This is a genomic window from Pseudomonas baltica, from assembly GCF_031880315.1.
Classification (GTDB): Bacteria; Pseudomonadota; Gammaproteobacteria; order Pseudomonadales; family Pseudomonadaceae; genus Aquipseudomonas.
The window spans coordinates 3,664,785-3,685,575 of the sequence record NZ_CP134771.1 but is presented as its reverse complement, the minus strand read 5'-3'; the positions used below and the strand labels follow the sequence as shown (position 1 = coordinate 3,685,575).

The 20,791-nt window shown below is 61.2% G+C and carries 13 protein-coding genes and 2 pseudogenes; 5 read left to right on the top strand and 10 right to left on the bottom strand.

Annotated elements, in window-relative coordinates:
- Positions 1 to 22: 22 nt before the first annotated feature.
- Both REH34_RS16410 and REH34_RS16405 read right to left on the bottom strand, forming a co-directional pair.
- Positions 23 to 1,219 (bottom strand): DUF3800 domain-containing protein, encoded by a 1,197-nt coding sequence (locus tag REH34_RS16410; RefSeq protein WP_311968471.1) that lies wholly within the window; start codon positions 1,217 to 1,219, stop codon positions 23 to 25.
- Complete coding sequence (locus REH34_RS16405; RefSeq protein WP_311968470.1) at positions 1,197 to 2,018, bottom strand: hypothetical protein; 822 nt, start codon at positions 2,016 to 2,018, stop codon at positions 1,197 to 1,199. The genes REH34_RS16410 and REH34_RS16405 overlap by 23 nt, the downstream gene beginning before the upstream one ends.
- Positions 2,019 to 2,722: 704 nt before the next feature.
- On the opposite strand from REH34_RS16405, the gene REH34_RS16400 reads away from it, so the two are divergent.
- Positions 2,723 to 2,977: a hypothetical protein gene (locus REH34_RS16400; RefSeq protein ID WP_311968469.1), complete on the top strand. Its 255-nt coding sequence runs from the start codon at positions 2,723 to 2,725 to the stop codon at positions 2,975 to 2,977.
- A 72-nt stretch (positions 2,978 to 3,049) separates the two neighbouring features.
- Entirely contained in the window at positions 3,050 to 4,171 is a 1,122-nt protein-coding gene (locus REH34_RS16395; protein ID WP_311968468.1) for a reverse transcriptase family protein, read from the top strand.
- Positions 4,172 to 4,401: 230 nt separating this feature from the next.
- Here the strand turns inward: REH34_RS16395 and REH34_RS16390 are convergent, their stop codons facing one another.
- On the bottom strand, positions 4,402 to 5,142 hold the full coding sequence (locus REH34_RS16390) for a phosphatidylserine/phosphatidylglycerophosphate/cardiolipin synthase family protein (protein WP_122275607.1): 741 nt from the start codon (positions 5,140 to 5,142) through the stop codon (positions 4,402 to 4,404).
- 236 nt (positions 5,143 to 5,378) lie between these two features.
- On the opposite strand from REH34_RS16390, the pseudogene REH34_RS16385 reads away from it, so the two are divergent.
- Positions 5,379 to 5,975 (top strand): annotated as a pseudogene (locus REH34_RS16385) (ATP-binding protein); the annotation flags it as partial.
- 11 nt (positions 5,976 to 5,986) lie between these two features.
- Here the strand turns inward: REH34_RS16385 and REH34_RS16380 are convergent.
- The 3 genes from REH34_RS16380 to REH34_RS16370 form a co-directional block, all read right to left on the bottom strand.
- On the bottom strand, positions 5,987 to 9,508 hold the full coding sequence (locus REH34_RS16380; RefSeq protein WP_311968467.1) for a glycosyltransferase: 3,522 nt from the start codon (positions 9,506 to 9,508) through the stop codon (positions 5,987 to 5,989).
- A 172-nt stretch (positions 9,509 to 9,680) separates the two neighbouring features.
- Positions 9,681 to 10,967 carry an FAD-binding oxidoreductase gene (locus REH34_RS16375; RefSeq protein ID WP_311968466.1) on the bottom strand — a complete coding sequence of 429 codons (1,287 nt, stop codon included), beginning with the start codon at positions 10,965 to 10,967 and terminating at the stop codon, positions 9,681 to 9,683.
- Positions 10,968 to 11,117: 150 nt separating this feature from the next.
- Positions 11,118 to 12,611: an aldehyde dehydrogenase family protein gene (locus tag REH34_RS16370; RefSeq protein ID WP_275948749.1), complete on the bottom strand. Its 1,494-nt coding sequence runs from the start codon at positions 12,609 to 12,611 to the stop codon at positions 11,118 to 11,120.
- A gap of 259 nt (positions 12,612 to 12,870) precedes the next feature.
- Here REH34_RS16370 and REH34_RS16365 point away from each other — a divergent pair, with 259 nt between their 5' ends.
- Entirely contained in the window at positions 12,871 to 14,289 is a 1,419-nt protein-coding gene (locus REH34_RS16365) for a VOC family protein (RefSeq protein ID WP_311968465.1), read from the top strand.
- A 92-nt stretch (positions 14,290 to 14,381) separates the two neighbouring features.
- Here the strand turns inward: REH34_RS16365 and REH34_RS30225 are convergent, their stop codons facing one another.
- The 3 genes and pseudogenes from REH34_RS30225 to REH34_RS16355 all read right to left on the bottom strand — a co-directional run bounded on the left by REH34_RS30225 (position 14,382) and on the right by REH34_RS16355 (position 17,453).
- Positions 14,382 to 15,113: a methyl-accepting chemotaxis protein gene (locus REH34_RS30225; RefSeq protein WP_409373331.1), complete on the bottom strand. Its 732-nt coding sequence runs from the start codon at positions 15,111 to 15,113 to the stop codon at positions 14,382 to 14,384.
- Positions 15,114 to 15,248: 135 nt separating this feature from the next.
- Positions 15,249 to 16,232 (bottom strand): annotated as a pseudogene (locus REH34_RS30220) (Cache 3/Cache 2 fusion domain-containing protein); the annotation flags it as partial.
- A 300-nt stretch (positions 16,233 to 16,532) separates the two neighbouring features.
- The gene (locus tag REH34_RS16355) at positions 16,533 to 17,453 is read right to left on the bottom strand and encodes a LysR substrate-binding domain-containing protein (RefSeq protein ID WP_226504000.1); all 921 of its coding nucleotides are present in this window, start codon (positions 17,451 to 17,453) and stop codon (positions 16,533 to 16,535) included.
- A gap of 150 nt (positions 17,454 to 17,603) precedes the next feature.
- On the opposite strand from REH34_RS16355, the gene REH34_RS16350 reads away from it, so the two are divergent.
- Complete coding sequence (locus REH34_RS16350) at positions 17,604 to 19,046, top strand: NorM family multidrug efflux MATE transporter (RefSeq protein ID WP_311968463.1); 1,443 nt, start codon at positions 17,604 to 17,606, stop codon at positions 19,044 to 19,046.
- Here REH34_RS16350 and REH34_RS16345 read toward each other — a convergent pair.
- The gene (locus REH34_RS16345) at positions 18,964 to 20,634 is read right to left on the bottom strand and encodes a bifunctional diguanylate cyclase/phosphodiesterase (RefSeq protein ID WP_311968462.1); all 1,671 of its coding nucleotides are present in this window, start codon (positions 20,632 to 20,634) and stop codon (positions 18,964 to 18,966) included. The genes REH34_RS16350 and REH34_RS16345 overlap by 83 nt on opposite strands.
- Positions 20,635 to 20,791: the final 157 nt, after the last annotated feature.

Here is a 20,791-nt window from a genome sequence, read left to right as displayed (position 1 = left end):
GCGCCGCCATTATGGCCTGGGGCTAATCTTGCCTGTCTCGTGCCATCATATAGTCAGCGAAGGCATTCGCTGGGTTGTGCCCTCCTTCATCACCAGCCCTTCCAAGTGCTTCCGGAGTGACGTCAGTCGTCGGCCAAACACAGCCGCTCACGAAATCATGCAAAAAGCCTAGGCTGTCCAGCTTCATGAAGAACTCATCGTCAGTTTCACCCTTTTGCCGCTTGGTGTAGTAGTACGAGAGCGCGCTGGTTAGTACGTCGGTAAGCTGGATACCGTCAGAGTCGTGTGATGCGCTGAAGGTCAACGTATTCAGCCTCAGAGGCAGCTCAATCTGGGCGTTTCCGAAACCGATCACTTGTTGCTCTTCCGCCTGTTCTTCGAGCTCGGCGATTGCCTTGAAAAAATCTGCCTGACGTTCCAGGGGCTCCGAGTCATCGCATATCGCGTCGAACCGGGCGTGCTGCCGTCCCCATTCAACACACAGCGAAAAAAAAGCCGGGATTGCAGGGTTGAAGGTACTCTTGGGCAGATCTTCGAGGGCATCCCGAACAATTACCGAGGTCATTGACAGCATCTCAAGCTCCCACTCCATCGGCAGCGTGCTCTGTGCGGCAGCTTCTTTCATCACCTCTAAATGCTCGTAGAACGCGGTGATAGCTTCCTCGCTCTTCTCGCCGCACATGTCGTAGTAGAGGGAGAGAAATTGATCAAAGCAGGCATCTCCCACTGCGAGTGGAAGGCAAGCGAAGAGCATGTTGCTCAGAGCAATGTTCTGGCCATTCTCATAGATGTTGAAATCGAATTGGTAGAAAAGCAGCGGCTCCAGGAGGTCATCGATCACCTTAGTCAGTAGCATAAACCGCTTGTGAAACACCTGCGCCTTGAAGCGCTCAGGCGTCACTAGATCAGACCGGAATAGCTCAATGACCCGATCTTGCCCCCGCCCAGTCTTTCGAAGCTTTTTGAAGTGGATTTCAGGCGCCTGCCTGGAGCGCAGTGGGCGGAGCAGTTGCTCACACTCTTCAGCGCTGAAGTCACACGAGCCAAGGATAAACAGTGGTTGGTCGAGATCGGCCAGCTGGCGCCCTGTGTTGCCTGATTCGTCGAAGTAGATTGTTGTCATTTCGCTACCCTGCGCTTCTGCCTTCGTGGAGTCTTGAATGGCCAGCATGAAGCTGGCCATCACCTCATCAATATCAGAACTCGTGTTCAACATCATCGAAGAAGTTTGCGTGTAGCTCGTACTCCAGCGAGCCAAAACGCGCAAGCAAGTCTGCCCTCAGTTCGCCTTCAGCTTCAGGTTCAAAATTGATCCAGTAGCTGTACACGAGACCATCATCCGACTCGTTGTTGGTGATCTCTGAGCCCGCCAACAGCTCGCCATCCTCGACCGATATCCCCAGTTCGCTTGCGAGTGCTTGCGCCATGGACATGCGGTTGCTGTTTCGAGCCTCTTCCACCTGAGCCCAATATTCGTGCTCAGACCTGCGATCTCGATCAGCATCCGATTCCATACTGGAGATGGATACGCCATCCTCTGCAAGCAACCACTTACCATCACGGCGAAGCAACTCGACTGTGGCAGTAAGGAAGAATGCTGCACCGTGATACACCCGATCTTGGTCTTGCTCGCCCTGATAGGTCAGCGAAACCCCCAAGCTCAGTATCCCGGTTGAATCAGCGTATTGAGTAGCATCGACCGTTAAGGCGTCCACCGTGAACCCGCTTGCGTTTGTCTCCGCAATCGCACCGGACAGCTGATCTTCCAACTCCTGATCCAGATCCGAGAAGACATCGTCCTCGTGGATCGCGTCGTCAAAATCCTTGATCCCAAAGACGGCCATCATCAGGCGCGGATCCTCGGGGTTCCGCTGAGCGACCACGGCAAGCTCATGGTAATCAGCAAAGCCAGCTTTCCGTGCGAGGGTCTCTTGAGCGACAGAAAGCTTTACGTCCTGATCACGAACGAGCTGCTTAGCTTGGGATTTGAAAATGTTAAGCGGGGAAAAATTGGACATAGCAATGTCTCCAAAACCATAGACGCTTTGGTTACCGATTGCCTGTTCACCGGGCAGCGTCTGGTTAGGGACATGCCGATGTAAAACGAGAGGGTGTATCTACGATGGGCTATTGCTTCGCGAAACAGGCGCCTGGCGACCATCACCGCCTGGCCATGATCATAGGTCAACGAGTCTGGCTGCACAACCCTTGGACGGCTCTGCTTCCCCACCTCCATACCAGCGATTTCTAAAGCTGAATCGTCGAAATTTGACGCTTTTGGCAGTCAAAAAAACGACCAATTAGGAAAACAATTTTTGCAACAAATATCAGTTGTGGCTGGTTCGATTACTCTGCTAAAAACTGTATCTGCTGGGTGCTACCACCCAGGTGCTCTTTAAACATGACTCAAGATTCGGGCTTGCGGTTGTTGATCAGGAAACTGGTCGGCCTTGGGGTTCTCCTTGGCTTTCTTCGCCGCGCAGGTTGGTGCTGCCCATCGCTCCTCAGTGCTTAGCGCCCAGGGCAATCCCAAAGGTGATCAAAGGGTTGTCTCTGAGCGTTTGATGCGTTGAGGCGAAAAGTGATGCGGCGGTAATGCGGCGGACGGCTTATCAAGGGACTTGATAAGCAGAACTGTGGTTTGTAGTGGCATCTTCAGCGTTCCTTTCGGCCCGGAATGCTTAGCGGCGGGGCAATTTCGCCTGTCGTTGGGAACACAGTCATGGCTAATTTAAAGAACCTAGCGCGTCGCAAGGCGCGTCAGTCTATGCACAACAGTGAAGATGCTCGTGTCATCGAGACAGCTCCATCTCAAGAACCTAAAGCGGGTCGGATTGCGTGGGTAAAGGCGAAAGCAGTAACCCTGCTCAAGTGGATCGCACGTATTCGTCTATGCATCTGGTTATGGGAAAAGGCTGTTGAGGGCTGGGATTTTGTCGAGACAGTGGTGATTCCATTTATTGAGAACCTCTCATGACACAACAAACCACATCATTCGAATTCAGAGGGGCCGGTTCTTCGGGGCCGGCCCATCAACGGAAGCTTGGACATGGATGCCCCGTTCTATCCGCACAGCTCCATCAACAGTATCAAAGCCTTGGCACGTGCTCTTGGAGAGCCTGCTGAAAGACTTCTTGCGCTAGCCCAGCGTAGCTCCCGCCTTTATCGCTACGTGCCCCAAACAAAAAAAGACGGCATAACGCCCCGGCACACTTATGATGCCCATGAGCCGCTGAAGACCATTCAGCGTAAGATCGTGGATCGGGTGCTCAGCAAGGTCACCTACCCTGAATACCTGCACGGCGGCATTAAAGATCCCAAATTCCCTCGCAGCATCTACTCAAACGCTCGGATTCATACCGGTGCCAAAACAGTTATCCTCCAAGACATCGTTGATTTCTTCCCATCGATCACCACCGAGCACATCCAGCGCTTATTCGTGGGCCTGTTTCGCTTTTCCGCAGACGTAGCCTCCCTGCTTGCGAGCCTAGTTACTCGGGAGGGGCAGGTTCCACAGGGTGCGAGCACAAGTAGCTACCTGGCAAACCTGGTTTTCTGGGACATTGAGCCGGCGCTGGTCACTCGTTTTAAAACTCAGGGAATGGCGTATTCGCGCTTCGCAGATGACATCACTGTGTCGAGCAAAACTCGTATAGCTTCAGCCGCTACGACCCAAGTTATTGCCTCGGTCACATGGATGCTCGGACAAAAAGGCTGCCTGCAGAAGCGGAACAAGATGCATGTTCGTAAGCGTGGACAAGCATTGATTACCGGAGAGAAAGCCGAGGCCGTCACTGTGACCGGATTGGTGGTGAACGGGCCGATACCGGCGCTTCCAAAAAGAGCCCGGCTGGCTATCCGTGCTGCCGTGAAACAGCTTGAGGATCGCTTCGAAGGTAATTCAGGTCAGTTGTCCGCTGAGGATGAAAAGGAAGTACGTAGGGTAATGGGGCGTATAGGCAGGTTGATTGCTTGTGAACATCCTGAGGGGCAGCGTCTTAAAGCACGGGTTCGAGTATTGTTGGCGCGAGCCCCCCTACTGGATCGTTATGTGGCTGATGCCAAGCTTCACATTCAGGAGGGCGCGGTTGATCTTCAAGATGTTGAAGGAATGACGGCCCGCGCCATGCCGCTGGAGTCTCACTTGGATCTGCCTTGGAACGTTGGCTAGCATCTCCGCTGCCGAATGTGCCCCGGATCTACCACGACTTCGAGCGTAAGTGAGTGGGGGCTGACGCAGTTCGCTGGCCTTCGATGACCAGTACACGTAAGGATCCCAATCTGGCACCTTAAGCCTTTTTTTCTGTTCAATGAGCCAATTCGGGATCACTAAGCAGCGCTTACGACTCCACCGGCCAAGGCCTGAATGAGCGGGTGTCGTCGCCCGATCCGCCCGCTGACCTATGTGAGTGCTGGAGAGGTAGCCCATAGCTGATCGTAAGCGGCAACCTTCATTGCCGCTGTTTCCTGATCAAACCTGACAATCGCAGTAGGGGATCTGGCAGCAAGGGCATTGAACGATTGTCCAATGCTCCACGCGGTCGCGTTATCTAAAATAATCAATCGATCATGTAAAGTACGGGCCGGTGCAAGGCGGACTTCAAGGGGCCGGGCAGCTGAAAACTGTGCAATCCATCGCTGCATCGCTGGCAGTAGCCCCGGCTTCACACCTTTGGTATCTGCGAGTATTCGTATCGATACTCCCTCTCGTGCCTGAAGTACGTACTCATCCAAGAGATTGGCGTCGGCATAAGGGTCGATGATAAAAATGGACTGGCTTGCGTCTCCAAGAGCGCGGCCAACAGCGCTCAGCGCCGTATAAGGTTCTCCAGTGGGTATGAAGCTATTTCTCAATGCAGCGGGAGCTTCCATTTCAGCCCGAGCAAGCGCTCGATACAGAATGGCCGTCATCCGCTGTACAGCAGCGTCATGTCCTGGGATGTAAGGGTTGCTGGATAAGTTTTGAGCTGTCGTTTTGAAGTTTAACGCATCGACCAAGTCACCAGCCGCTTCCACCAAAACCGTGGCCCGTCCTAACCACCGCTGTCCCTCCGGGTTGTTCCAGCCATGGTTTCGAAGGTCTGGCATTTCGGTGATGAATTGCCCGAGCTGGATATACAGAGCTTCTGGAGTGATTGGCATCTAATAAAGTCCTTCGAATGCTGGCAATTACCAAGCGATAGCCGAGGTTGAGTGATGCTTACCTCATAAGGGCAGTGTAACGGGCGACGCCAGAAATGTGATTAAAAACTAGGATTCGATCAGGCGCATTCCCTATCCAGGTTGAGCCTTCTCATTTGAGGAAAAAGAAAAGACTGCTGATGCAAAGGAAACCTAGGCAATAACGCAATGGGATCAAATGAACGATTAGACGGGCATTAAGGAAAATACCGGAGTTCGATCGAAAAGTATTGGAAGTGCTGCGCGAACCGCTGGAAAGCGGCGAAATCGTCATCGCCCGCGCTCGCGACCGGATTCGCTTCCCGGCGCGTTTCCAACTGGTGGCAGCGATGAACCCGTGCCCCTGCGGCTATCTGGGCGAATCGACAGGCCGTTGCCAGTGCAGCGCCGACCAGATCCAGCGCTACCGCAACAAACTCTCCGGCCCACTGCTTGATCGTATCGACCTGCACCTCACCGTCGCGCGGGAGGCCACCGCCCTCACCCATCAACCGACCGCAGGAGACGACAGCGCCAATGCCGCGCAGCAGGTAGCCGAGGCGCGAGACCGGCAAAATCTGCGACAAGGCTGCGCGAACGCCTTTCTCGACCTGCCCGGCTTGCGCGAACACTGCCCGCTGAGCAAGGCCGACGAGCAATGGCTGGAAACAGCCTGCGAACGCTTGACCTTGTCGCTGCGCTCGGCCCACCGGCTATTGAAAGTCGCGCGTACTCTGGCGGATCTGCAACAGGTGGAACACATACAGCGCAGCCATATCGCCGAGGCGCTGCAGTATCGGCCGGCGACGCAATGAGCCGCCGCCCGTCAGTCAGGCAACCACACCGACCGCCAGGCTGCGACGCTCGCCTCGTCCAGCATCCAGTCGCGCTGCACCTGGGCGCGGAACGCATCGCCGAGCAGCGCCACCGAGTCCAGGTCACTCAAATAGGCCCGCAGGTAGCGCATCCAGTCCTCATGAACATTCTTCACGCGGGTAACCGGCAAGTCACCCTGGAAGGGCTCCAGGTCGCTGCAGATCACCGGCACGCCGCACATGGCGTATTCCAGCAGGCGCTGGTGGCTGCTGCAGCGGTTGATCAAGTTCGCCTCCAGCGGTACCACCGCGAGATCCAGGTTCAACGAGGCCAAGGCTGTGGGATAGGACGCCAGTGGCACGCCCTTGCGTACTTCATGCATATACGGCCGCAGGTCGTCCGGGCAAGAGCCGAGCACCACCCACTCCACTTCATCGGCCAGCGCCTTGATCGCCTCGCTGATGACGCGCAGGTCACCCGCCTGGGGGATACCGCCGACCCAACCGATGCGTGGCTTGACCGAACAGCGCCGGGCACTGCTCAGGCCGCCCCAGCGCAGCGGGTCGAGGCGCGTCGGCAGGATGCGGATGTCCGGATTGAAGCCCTCGAATACCTGCGCCAGCACCGGGTTCGATACCACCACCCGATCCATGCAGGCAAACGCCTGGCCCATCATCTCGACCACCTGCTCGGGTGGCTGGCGCAGCCGCGCGAACGCTGGCTGGTCGGGCAAATAGGCATCCAGGTCGTACACTTTGAATGCTCGGGAAAACCGCTTCATCCGTTGCATGTCGACCAGACTCTGCAAGGTCAGCTGGTGCTGAAGCACGATCACGTCTGGATCGAAGCGTTCCAGTTCGACCGCCGACAGCACCCGCGGCGCATGTACCCCTTCAACCGAACCGGCGGCGCGCATGGCATCCAGCGGCGCGATGATGCGTTGCCAGCCGCACGCCAGTTTTTCCACGGGGTGCACCAGCACTGTTGGCACGGGCTTCCAGGCCGCCAGAGGACGCCACGACAGCGCACTTTCAGCCGGTTTGAACGCAGCGTCGGCGATCAGCGAAAAATGGCGGTTATAGGCCGGATCACGGGCCAGCACCGGTAGCCAGCGTTCATACAGCCTGTCGGTCTGCTCCGCGCTGGGCTTCTCGGCTTCTTGGCCGCTGAGCAGCAACTTGACCCGCGGCGTCCACACATTCAGATACCCGGCTTGCTGGATCTTCAAGCACAGGTCGACGTTGGACCAGGGATGCAGCTGCTCATCGAAGCCGCCCACGGCGATGAAGTGCTCCTGACGGACCATCAGGCACTGGCCACTGAGCGCCGAGAAGTTCTGGTCGACCTGCAGGCGCTGCATGTAGCCGACCGAATCCGCCGCCATGCCCTGGCCCGGCGCGCCAACCGATCCGCCCAGCCCCAGCACCAGGCCGGCCCGACTGATCTTGCCGTCGCCGCCGATCAGCATCGGCCCCACGCAGCCGACCTCGGGTCGTTGGCCATGATTGAGCAACTGCTGCAGCCAATCCTTATGCAGCACACCGGTGGTGCAATCGAGGAATACCAGGAACTCGCCGCGCGCTTGGCTGGCGGCGTGATTGAGCAGCGCCTGGGGAGCCTCGGCTGCGTACCTGAGCACGCGCAGATGGGCGATGCCGAGCTGCTCGATGCCACTGAGCCAGCCTGCAACTTGCGGGTCTTGGTTGGCGCGATCCAGCAGCAGCAATTCATAGTGAGCGTACGGCGTATTTTCGAGCAGGCTGTCGGTACAGCGCTGCACCTTGGCCAACTGCCCGTCCACGAGGATCACGATGCTGACCATCGGAGTGGCGCTGTGCGCGAAATCGAGTTCGTAGCAACCCGGCCTGCTGGAGGCCACCGTCGCCCGCTCGAAGCCGCGGGTATGCAGGTGACGCTCGATGACTGCGCGCACTTGCGGTTGATCGTGCAGGCTGAGCACATCGCCGACCAGCAACGGCTCGCTGACATGCCCCAGGCCCTCGAAGCCGCGCGTCTCGATCAGGCGCAAAATGTATTCGAGCTCGAAAGCCTGGCCGAACTGTTGGTCGAAGCCGCCCATTGCCTGCCACGTTTCGCGGTGGAACAGCCAGTGGCGCGCCATGCTCGCCGGGCAGCTGAGCAACAGGTCGAGATTCAGGTCAGGACGAAGCAGCAGGCCCTTGCTGCCATCCTCCATGCGCATCACCTCGTCGGTGTACAGCGCACGGCGATCACCGGTGCCCGCCAGCTCCAGCGCCATCGCCACGAAACCGCCGACGGTGAGCTCGTCGCCTGCCTGCAGCAACATGAACCACTGCGCCGACGAGGCCATCAGCACCTCATTCACTTGCTCGACGCCCGCATCCGCCGCGAGCTGCTGCGCCAGCAGGTTGGCTTGCGGCAGCACGCTCCCGGGCTCGATGCTCAACACGTGAATGCGGATATCGGCATCGATCACGCCGAGCAAAGCGTTGATGCTGTCGACACTGCGCTGCAGCGGCTGGGCCGCGCCTTCGCTGTCGATGATCAGCCATTGCAGCGAAGGCACGGGATACTGCTCGATACGGGCGTTCACCTGTGCCTGCTGCTGCGCACTCAGGACCCGCGGCGCCAGCCAGCGGCTGACCTCGTCGATCCTGGGCCGCGCCTGATAGTCCCGCGAAGCCTGCTGAGTCACCTCGATAAAGGCGTCCAGCGACTTCCAGAACTCGGCCTCCTGCTGCAGCATCCGCTCGCGGAACAACGGCAAGGTATCGCGAGCCCACTGCAGTTGCTCGGGCGCCAGCCCCCAGGCGAGGCCGAGCCCCTGGGTTTCGCTCTGGCCGATGAGGCTGGGCACCCACTCGTTCGGCAATATCACGCAGACGCAGCCGCACAGCGCCGCCTCCCCAGCCAACGCCGAGGACTCGGTGCAATAAAAATATTCACAGCTTTGGAACAGATCGGCCATGGCTTCCCAAGAGGCGGGATAGCTGGTGGTGATCTCGACGGAGTCCTCTGCCAGCAAGGCCGGGTCGATCTTGACCTGATTGGCGCGCCCTTGGTAGTAACAGACTTTGCCCGGAACGCGCTTGGCCGGATCGTCAGGCAGTTTGAACACTCGTCGGTCATGAGGCGGCATGAACAGGATCTGATCTTCTGGCTGCCCCGGCATCAGCAAGTCTTTGGTATAGGCATAGAGAATATCGTCCCGCCCATAGCCGGTACTCCCATGGACCGTCAGGAAACCTGGCCAGTTAAGCAGGTACCTCACCACCACGTTGCCAGCCAAAGGGTTGCTGCCGATCACCTCGGGATACACCACAACGGGCTCGACCCCGTGCTCGCGGTGACGCTTGATGACATCTTCGGTCAGGCGTGGCGTCATCAGCCCAGGGTTGAGGATGTTGCCGAATACGTACGCCTCCAGACCGGATTGCACGAGGGCATCGCACAACGCATGCATGACGCGGATACCGGCGGAATTGCGCCGGTAGTCCATGGCATAGACGTAATAGGGGTTGGGGCGAGGGGCGTACAAAGAACGCGGCACGAAGACACTCCTGGAAACCGGATTGCGCCAACTATTCGGCGAATTATGGGTTTAGGCGCTGATACCGATGGGCAGAAGCAATATCCATACCACGGACTTTTCGCCGATATGGACCCGTGATTCAGGGGATGCGGGTGACGGCGGCGCGTCACCCGGTGCCGCAAGGGGCGACTTACAACACGACCCGCAAACACTGCCCGGCGTGATAAAGCGAGAAGCCTGTCTCGTACATCAAGGTCCGCAGGCTGGCCGCTCGGACGGGCTTGTTGGCCGAAAACGGCATGGGCAAATCCGCTGGATCGTCATTGAGCAGAAACTGCGCCAATGCCCTGCCCAGCACGGTACCCGTGGTGTTGCCACGGCCGTTGTAGCCACTCACCGACACCAGCCCGGCGGCGGGTTCGAACAGGCGCATGAGGTGATCGGGGGTGAAGTCGATGCAGCCGGTCCAGTGCATCTCCCACTCGACCTTGCCCAACTGCGGGAAATAATGGCGCTGGATGCGGTCGGCCCAACTGCGGATGAAGGCCGCCGGTTTGTTGTCGAGTCGGCCCAGGCTGCCCAGCAACAGGCGCCCCTGGTCATCCCGGCGGATGCTGCTGAGCACGGTGCGCGTGTCCCACGAGCCTTGGCCATGGGGCAACACGGTATCGGCAGCGGCGCCACTGAGCGGCACCGAGGCGACTTGGCAGTAGTAGCCACGGAAGAAGCTGCGTTGGAGGTCGGTCCACTCGCCTTCGGTATAGGCACCCGTAGAGATGATCACCTTGTCGGCCACCACCTGGCCAGCGGGCGTGACGACTCGCCAGCCGAAGCCTTCGCGTTGCAACTGCTGCACGGCGCTGCGGCTGAAAATTCGCCCGCCCAGGCGCTCGACCGCCGCCGCCAGGCCGCGGCTGTAGGCCATCGGGTTGATGGTACCGGCACGATGGTCGAGCAGCGCCGCCTCGACCTTGTCGGTGCCGCAATACTCTTCGCAGCGGGCGCCGGTCAGCAGCTCCAGATTGGCGCCGCGCCGGGACCACTGGGCATGCCGCGATTGCAGGTCCGCCACGCCCTTGCTGTTGTGGGCCATGTGCAGGGTGCCTTGGTTATGCGCCTGGCAGTCGATGCCGTAGCGTTTGATCTGGGCGAAGACTTCTGCAGGCGCGCCGCCCAACACCTGGTTCAGGCGCTCGCCATGCTGATGGCCCAGCACGGTATCGACATCATCAGGCGCGACCCAGGTACCGGCATTGACCAGCCCGACATTGCGCCCGGAACCCCCATGACCGACTTCATGGGCTTCGACCAGGACCACCGATTTGCCGTTTTCCAGCAGATGCAGGGCGGCACACAAACCGGTGATACCCGCGCCGATGATGCACACGTCGGCGCGGGTTTCGCCGCTGAGCACCACGGCGGCCGAGGCCGCTGGCGTGATGTGCTCCCACAGACACTCTTGACGCAGTTTTGTCATGGCTGGGCTCGAATAGGGAATGTGTACTGTCAGTAACGGCCCCTTCGCGGGCACGCCTTGCTGCCACACAGATGCAACGTCCTGCGGCTGTGGGATCATGGCTTGCCCGCAAAGGCGGCCCAGAGATCGCTACTGTCTCAAGGCGCTCTATCAGTCAAAAACAATACCCTGCGCCAGCGGCAGTTCACGTGAATAGTTCACGGTATTGGTCTGGCGGCGCATGTAGGCCTTCCAGGCATCCGAGCCGGACTCGCGACCGCCGCCGGTCTCCTTCTCGCCACCGAAGGCACCGCCGATTTCTGCGCCGCTGGTGCCGATATTGACGTTGGCGATCCCGCAGTCACTGCCCGACGCGCTCTGGAAACGCTCGGCCTCGCGCAGGTCGGTGGTGAAAATGCACGACGACAGGCCCTGCGGCACTTCGTTGTTCAGGCGCAGCGCCTCATCGAAATCGTCATAGCTCAACACATACAGAATCGGCGCAAACGTCTCGTGGCGCACCACGGCGCTCTGAGCCGGCATCTCGACAATCGCCGGCGTCACGTAGTAACCGTTCGGGTATTGGTCCTGCAACTGTCGCTCGCCTCCGAACACGCTGCCGCCCTCATTACGGGCCTGAGCCAGCGCGTCCTGCATGGCCTGGTACGCGGCCTTGTCGATCAGCGGCCCGACCAGATTGTTCTCGCGCGGATCACCGATGCGCACTTTGCCGTAGGCTGCCTTGACCCGCGCCAGTACTTCATCCTTGATCGAGGCATGCACGATGACACGGCGCAAGGAGGTGCAGCGTTGGCCGGCCGTGCCCACGGCCGAGAACAGAATGCCGCGCACGGCCAGATCGAGATCGGCACTCGGCGCGAGGATCATCGCGTTGTTGCCGCCCAGTTCGAGGATGCTGCGCCCGAAACGTGCCGCCACGCGCGGGCCGACTTCACGGCCCATGCGAGTACTGCCGGTAGCGCTTACCAATGGCACGCGCGGATCGTCCACCAGCGCCTCACCTGCGTCACGGTCGCCGATGATCAGCTGGCAGAGACCGGCCGGGGCATCACTGCCAAAGGCCTTGAGGGCTTTTTCGAACAGCGCCTGGCATGCCAGGGCGGTCAGCGGGGTTTTTTCCGACGGTTTCCACAGCACAGTGTTGCCGGCCACCAGCGCCAGCGCGGTGTTCCACGACCAGACGGCCACCGGGAAGTTGAACGCACTGATGACACCGACCACACCCAGCGGGTGCCAGGTTTCACGCATATGGTGGCCAGGGCGCTCGGAGGCGATGGTCAAGCCATAGAGCTGGCGCGACAGACCGACAGCGAAGTCGCAGATGTCGATCATCTCCTGCACTTCGCCCAGGCCTTCCTGGGTGATCTTGCCGGCCTCGATGGACACCAGTTCGCCCAGTTGCGCCTTGTGCGCCCGCAGCACTTCGCCGAACAGGCGCACCAGCTCGCCACGACGCGGGGCCGGCACGTTGCGCCATTGCTGGAAAGCATTGGCGGCGGTGTCGATCTTGCTCTGCACCTGGGCTTTGGTCTCGAGGGTCACTGCGCCGATCTGGCTGCCGTCGATGGGCGTATGCACGGCGTGGTTGCCGCCCTTGAAGGCACTGTGGGCAACGCCCAGGCTCTCGAGCAATCCATCAATCATGTGCTGTCTCCTGCAAATCGGCTAAACGGGAAGGTTCCAAGATAGCGGGAGTATCGGCTCGGCGCACGGCGACTCACAAGCGAGCAATCTTCCGTTTATTATTCCGCCACGGAATGACCCCATCGAAATGACCTATCACTACGACGCGTCCAGCGGGTTCCCGACTTTATGGAATGACGGCGGGAGTTTATTTCGCTTGCGCGACTGCCCGTCGAATAGTTTACATAAGCGTCTGAACACGCCTCGAGTGGAGCGCCTCATGTCTACCCCTGCTTTCGTCAGCCCGGATACCCTGCGCGGCCGATTCTCGCGCGCCATGTCCGACATGTATAAACAGGAAGTGCCGTTGTACGGCGATCTGCTGGCGCTGGTTGGCGAGGTCAATAGCAAGGTCCTGGCCGAGCAACCCGCTGTCGCGGCATCCTTGCATCGCACCGGCGAGATCGAGCGCCTGGACATGGAGCGCCACGGGGCCATCCGCCTTGGAAGCGCCTATGAGCTAGCGACTATCCGCCGCCTGTTTGCAGTGCTGGGGATGCAGCCGGTGGGCTATTACGACCTGACCTCGGCCGGCGTGCCGGTGCATTCGACGGCGTTTCGGGCGGTGCACGAACACGCCCTGCAAACCAGCCCGTTCCGGGTTTTTACCTCTTTGCTGCGCCTGGAACTGATCGACAACCCGGCGCTTCGTCAACGTGCCCAGACGATCCTCGACCAGCGGCAGATTTTCACACCCTTGTCCTTGAGCCTGATCGAGCAGTTCGAGCGGGAGGGCGGTCTCTCGCCGGCAGATGGCGAAACTTTCGTCGAACAGGCGCTGGAGACGTTTCGCTGGCACCGTGAAGCCACGGTCAGTGCGACCGAATACCAGGCACTGCACGACGAACACCGCCTGATCGCCGACGTGGTGGCGTTCAAGGGTCCGCATATCAATCACCTGACACCACGCACTCTGGATATCGATCAAGTCCAGGCCGGCATGCCGGGCAAAGGTATCGCGCCCAAGGCGGTGATCGAAGGCCCGCCGACGCGCCGCCACCCGATACTGCTGCGTCAGACCAGCTTCAAGGCGTTGCAGGAGCACGTCGCGTTCACCGATCAGCACGAGGGCGCGATGGGCAGCCACACCGCCCGCTTCGGCGAGATCGAGCAACGTGGCGCGGCGCTGACCGCCAAGGGCCGCGCGCTGTATGACCGGTTGCTGAATGCCTCACGACAGGCGCTGGCGGGGTTCCCGGCCGAGGGCAACGCCCATGAGTACATGGCGCTGCTGGGCGAGCAGTTCAGCGAGTTTCCCGATGACCTGATGCAGATGCGCGAGCAGGGGTTGGCGTTCTTTCGTTATTTCGTGACCGACGAAGGGCGCGAGGCCGGCGCTTTCGCGGGCAAAACCCGCTCCCACAAGGCGGATTTGCAGAGCCTGGTCGAAGCGGGCCATGTGCGCTTCGAACCGCTGGTGTATGAGGATTTCCTGCCGGTCAGTGCGGCCGGGATCTTCCAGTCGAATCTGGGAGATAACGCACAGGCCGATTATGGGACGCAGTCCAACCAGGCCGATTTCGAACGGGCGCTGGGGGCGAAGGTGATCGATGAATTGGGGCTGTATGCCGATACTGAGCAGCGGTCGATTGCGCAGTGTGCACGTGAGCTGGGCGTCGAGCTGCAAGCCTTGAGGTGATGCAAACGGCCTCTTCGCCGCCAAACGCGCAAGCCCGTTCGGCAACGAAGGGGCTCGCGGCTAAACCTCGAACATCACTGATTTAACGCAGATCAACGGTCAACCCGAAAGCGATCCACCTCTTGGCGCAACTCTGCCGCCAACCCTTCCAGCTCCCGCGCCGTGTCCGCCAGATGCGACACCACCTCGCGCTGCTCGCTGTTGGCCATGGCAATGCTCTGCAGATTGCTGCTCAACAAAGTCGCGGTACTGCTCTGCTCCTGGGTCGCGGTGGAAATCGCCGCGAACTGATGCCCCGCCGAGCGGCTTTGCTCATCGATGTGCGCCAACGCGTCGGCCACCTTGGCGTTGCGCGTCAGGCCCTCTTCCATCAAGCGATTGCCCTGCTCCATGGTCTGGATGGCGTTGCTGGTTTCCTGCTGGATGCTGCCGATCATGCTGGAAATCTCGTCCGTGGCCTGCCGCGTGCGCGAAGCCAGGCTGCGCACCTCGTCGGCCACCACCGCAAAACCGCGACCTTGCTCGCCGGCCCGCGCCGCCTCGATGGCCGCGTTGAGCGCCAACAGGTTGGTCTGCTCGGCGATCGACGTGATCACCCCGACGATGCCGCCGATTTCCTGTGAGCGCTGGCCCAAGGTGTTGATCACCGTCGCCGTGCCGCTCAGGGCCTTGGCAATCTGCTCCAAGGAGGACGACGCCTCGGTCATCGAAGCCCGGCCGATACGCGTCTGCTCGGTATTCTCTCGGGCCATACGCTCGGTATTGCCCATGTTGTCGGCGATATTCAGGGAAGTAGCGCTGAACTCCTCCACCGCCCCCGCCATGCTGGTGATCTCGCCGGACTGCTGCTCCATCCCTTCATAGGCACCGCTGGACAAGCCCGACAACACCTGCGCGCGGCCACTGACCTGCTGCGCGGCATCGCGAATGTGCGTGACAGTATTGCCCAGCGCATCGCCCATCTGGTTGAAGCTGCGCGCCAACTGGCCGATCTCGTCGTGGCTGGCGAGGGTCATGCGTACGCTCAGGTCGCCCGCGCCCATGGCCTCGGCCTGGATCACCAGGTCGCTCAGGGGCTTGAGCTTGCGCCGCAGCAGCCAGATGGTCGCCGCCACAGCAATCAAAGTGGTCAGCAGACTACCGATGATCAACTGTACGCCCACGTCCCAGGTCACGGCGCGCAGCTCCTCTTCGGGCATGGTGGCGATCACGCTCCAGGGGCCGCCGCTGAAGGGCATGGCCACGGAGTAAAAGTCATCACCGCTGTCGCTCCACACGTCGGCGACACCAGGGCGTTTGGCCAATTCGGCCAAGGCCGTGGCGGCCTTGTCGGTGTCCTTGACGCCAGCCGGTGGCACCAGCCATTTGCCCTTTTCGTCGAGCAGCGCCAGGGAGCCGGTCTTGCCGAGGCGGAATTGCTTGAGGTTGTCGAATTGAGCCTTTTGCGCATCGGTGTAATCGAAGCCCACGAACAAGACGGCGATCACCTGGCCGCTGGCGTCGCGCACCGGGGTGTACTGGGTCATGTAGGAGCGGTCGAACAGCACCGCGCGGCCGACATAGCTCTGGCCTGCCATCAACAGCGCGTAGGCCGGGTGGGCATGGTCGAGCAGCGTGCCGATGGCACGGCTGCCGTCCTGCTTGGTCAGCGAAGTGCTGATGCGGATGAAATCGCTGCCGCTGCGCACGAACACCGTGGCCACGCCGGCGGTCATCGTGCGGAAATCGTCAACCTCGCGGAAATCGTTGTTGAGCACCTCGCCGTCGCCCAGGCTCAGGCTCGGGGTCTGCACACTGCCCACGGCTACCGACTGCGTGGCGTCGAGCGTCAGGCCGCGCTTGAAGCGCGACTCGAACAAGCCGCTGAGGCGCTGGGTGCTGTCGCGCAAGGTCGAGTGGAAGGTCAGCAACTGGTCGGCAAGCAACCGCGCCTCGCTGGACATGTGCGCCTCGCGGGTATGCAGGTTGGCGGTGTCCAATGAACGCAACGCGAACAGGGTACTGGCGCTGATGACCACCACCAGAATGACGGCAAGAGTGACCCCGAGTTGCGTGGCAATTCGGGCACGAGGTTGAGACATAGAAACTCCTGGCCGCCAGCTCGATCACAGATCGGACTACCGCGCGGCATAGCTGTTTTTTGAACACGCAAGCGAACCTTTCGTCGCGAGGTTCTGTGCTTTAAGCATCGGCGCGACCGCAAGATACTTGAGTCCATCACCCGGTTATTTGACGCGCCCCCATCAGCGGAGGATTTCCACGTCGGGTAAACGCATCGCCGCCACCTCGGCCTGCAGGAACTCGCTCAAGCGCCGCAGCCGCTCGCCACCCGGACGCGTCTTCGGCCAGACCAGATAATAGTCTTCGCCACTGGCCACCGCCGTGGGCCACGGCAGGCTCAGGCGCTGCTGGGCCACGTCCTCGGCCACCATCAACAAATCACCGATGGCCACTCCATAGCCCCGCGCGGCGGCGATCATGCCCAACTCCAGGGTGTCAAACGCCTGCCCGCCACGGATCGACACCTGCTCGGTCAGGCCCATGCGTTGCAGCCAGCTACGCCAGTCACGGCGGTCGGGCGTGGGGTGCAGCAACTCGGTACTGGCCAGGCGCTCGGAATCCCACGGCGCGTCATTGATCAGCGCCGGCGAGCCCACCGGAATCAACAGCTCGGCAAACAGGTGGGCTGCCTCCCACTCTGCCGGGAAGTTGCCGTTGGACAGCAACACCGCGCAATCGAAGGGCTCCTGATTGAAGTCGACATGGTCGATTTCCATCCAGGCGCTGGTCAGTTGCACCTCGTTGCCGGCCTGCACGTGACGAAAGCGGCTCAGGCGCGCCAACAGCCAGCGCATGGTCAAGGTCGAGGGGGCTTTCATGCGCAGCACATCGTCCTCGGCCTGCAGGGTATGGCAGGCGCGCTCCAGCGCCGCAAAGCCCTCGCGCACGCCGGGCAACAGCAGCCGTGCCGACTCGCTGAGCTGCAAGGCGCGGCCACTGCGCACGAACAGACGACAGCCAAAGTGGCTCTCAAGGGTGCGAATATGCCGGCTGACCGCGCTTTGGGTGATCGATAACTCATCCGCCGCACGGGTGAAGGAGCTGTGGCGAGCGGCGGCTTCGAATGCCCGCAAGGCATAGAGAGGCGGCAGACGACGGTTCATGAAGGACCTCCCGAAATAGGCGACGCGCTAAACCGCGGAACACCGGGACATGAGTATTACTCATGCCACATATCTTTTTTATCCTTTTGTGTCGCGGCCTAGCAAGCGCGACAATAGGCAGCCTTGCCCCTGCCTCTATCGTGACCCGCCATGACCTCGCCACTTCGCGTCGAACTCAAAGCCTTGCTGCGTCTGGCAGGGCCGCTGATCGCCTCGCAGTTGGCGCACATGCTGATGCTGCTGACCGACACCCTGATGATGGCGCGCTTGAGCCCCGAGGCGTTGGCCGGCGGCGGCCTGGGCGCGGCGAGCTATTCGTTCGTGTCGATTTTCTGTATCGGCGTGATGGCGGCGGTCGGGACGCTGGTGTCCATGCGCCATGGCGCCGGTGATCATCTGGGCGCGGCGAAACTCACTCAGGCCGGCTTGTGGCTGGCCTGGCTGCTGGCGGTGCTGGGCGGGGTGTTGCTGTGGAACCTCGGCCCGGTCCTGTTGCTGCTGGGCCAATCGCCCGTCAACGTGGCCTTCGCCGGTCAGTTTCTACTGCTGCTACCGCTGGCCATGCCCGGCAACCTGAGCTTCATGGCGTTGCGCGGGTTCACCAGCGCCGTCGGCCGGCCCGGGCCGGTAATGATCATCAGCATTGGCGGTACGGTGGTCAACTACGGGCTCAACCACGCCCTGATCGAAGGGATGTTCGGCTTGCCCAAGCTGGGCCTGACTGGTATCGGCCTGGTGACCGCCATCGTCAGCACTGGCATGGCCATTCTGCTGGCCCTGCACATCGGCCGGCACCGGGCCTACGCCAGCTATCCGATCCGGCAGGGGCTACTGCGCCCGTCCGTGGCCGCGATCCGCGAGCTGTGGCGCCTGGGCCTGCCGATCGGCGGCACCTATGCAGTGGAAGTCGGCGTGTTCGCCTTCGCCGCGCTGTGCATGGGGTTGCTCGGCAGCGTGCCGCTGGCGGCACATCAGATCGCCCTGCAGATCGTCTCGGTGGCGTTCATGGTGCCGGCCGGCATGTCCTACGCGGTCACGCTGCGGATCGGCCGCCATTACGGTGCCGACCAGTGGGCCAACGCGCGCCTGGCCGGGCGCTTGGGCATCGGCGTCGGCGGGCTGGCGATGCTGGGGTTTTCGGTATTGTTCTGGCTGGCACCGAATGCGGTCATCGGGCTGATGCTCAACGAACAGGATCCGGCCTTCCAGCCGGTGGTCCAGGTCGCCTTGAGCCTGCTGGCGGTGGCCGCGTGGTTCGAACTGTTCGATGGCGTGCAGACCATCGCCATGGGCGCGATCCGGGGCCTCAAGGATGCACGCACGACCTTCGTGGTGGGGTTGTTCTGCTACTGGATAATCGGTGCGCCCGCCGCCTGGCTGCTGGCGTTCCATGCCGGGTGGGGGCCTGAAGGCATCTGGTGGGGGCTGGCGATGGGCCTGGGCTGTTCGGCGATCATCCTCACCAGCGTCTTTGAATGGAAAATGCGCCGACTGATCAAGCGGACCACGGTCAACCTTGCCCCAGCGCCCACTGCTGCGCCGAGCCCCGTTGCAGAAACTCGGCAAAAGCGTCCAGAGGCAGCGCCTTACTGATCAGGTAACCCTGCACCTGATCGCAGCCGAAACCGCGCAGCAGCGTGAGCTGCTCTGCGGTTTCGACACCTTCGGCCACCACTTGCAGGTTGAGGTTGTGGGCCAGATGGATCATGGCGTGCACCAGTTGGCGGTTCTCTTCGCGCGTCTCCATGCCAGCGACGAAGCTCTTGTCGATCTTCAACAAGGCGATCGGCAGGCTGTTGAGGTGCACGAATGAAGAGAATCCGGTGCCGAAATCGTCCAGCGAAAAGCGCACGCCCAGCTTGCCCAGGGCATCCATGGTCTGCTTGACCTGATCGTTGCGGCGCATCACGGCGGTTTCGGTCAGTTCGAATTCCAGCCAGCTGGCATCGATGCCGCGCTCGCTGATCAAGCGCCCGAGGGTGACGAGCAACTGGCTGTCCTGAAACTGGCGGAACGACAGGTTGACCGCCATGTGCAGCGGCGCCATGCCGCGCTCGCGCAGGTCCTGCATATCGCGCAGGGCGCGGGAGATGACCCAGTAGCCCAAAGGCACGATCAAACCGCTCTGCTCGGCCAGCGGCACGAATTCACTGGGCGGCAGTAGCCCGCGCTCGGTGTGCCGCCAGCGCACCAGGGCCTCGACGCCGACGATTTCGCCGCTGTGCAGGTTCAGCCGAGGTTGGTAGTGCAGCTCCAGCTCGTCACGGCGCAGGGCGCGGCGCAGTTCGCTTTCGAGGTCGGCGAGGCTACGGGCGTGGCGGTTGATGCGTTCGTTGAAGACATGAAAGGTGCAGCCCTGGATGTTCTTCGCCTGCTGCATGGCGATATGCGCATGCCACATCAACGGGTCGGCGCCCGCCTTGGCGCGGGCGTGGGCGATGCCCAGGCTGCAGCCGATCAGCAGGCTCTCGCCATCGATCCAGTAGGGTTCGGACATGGCCTCGACAATCCGCTCGGCCAAGACTTCGGCGCGCTGGGGATCGCGGCGAGTATCGATCAGCAGGGCGAACTCGTCGCTGCCCAGGCGGGACAGTTGATCGCCAGGCTCGAGCTCACCCTTGAGGCGCGCCACCACTTGGAGGATCAGCCGATCGCCGGCCTGATGGCCAAGGGCGTCGTTGGCCGAGCGAAAGTTGTCGAGGTCGAAATGGCCAAGGGCGATGCCACGGCCCTCGTTGATTGCCAGGCGCGCCGCCAGCAGCGTCTGGAAACCCTGGCGGTTGGCGATACCCGTCAAAGGGTCCTGTTCGGCCAGACGCTGCAAGGTGCTTTCCAACGCGCCGCGCTCGCGCACATGGCGCAGGCAACGGCGCAGCGTGTCGGGGCCCATCTGGCCACGGACCAGCCAGTCACTGACGCCCAGCGGCGCGGTGTCCGGCTCGGCCTCCAGCAGCAGCACCTGGGGCAGCACGCATTGGCCGGGGCCGGGCTGCAACTGTGCGGTCGTCAGCAGGATCGCGTGAGGGTCGCCATCGAACAAGGCCCCGACCGCCTCCCAGCTCGCTGCCGAAACCAGCGCATAGCCATCGCCCAACGGTGCGAGGGACTCCTGCACAGCTACCGTCCATACGGCTTGATCAGCCAGGAGCAACAGGCGCACGGTTTCGACGGGCGTAGACAAGCAGACTCCTTAACACGCGTTCACAGACCAGAAAGTATCAACACGTAACTGCCGACGACATGAATCGTAACGATTCACAGTATCAGCTACGTCCACTCATTTGAAGGTTTGCCGCATTTGTAGATGCATCCTGCGGGAAAGTATCCAAAGCGGCAAA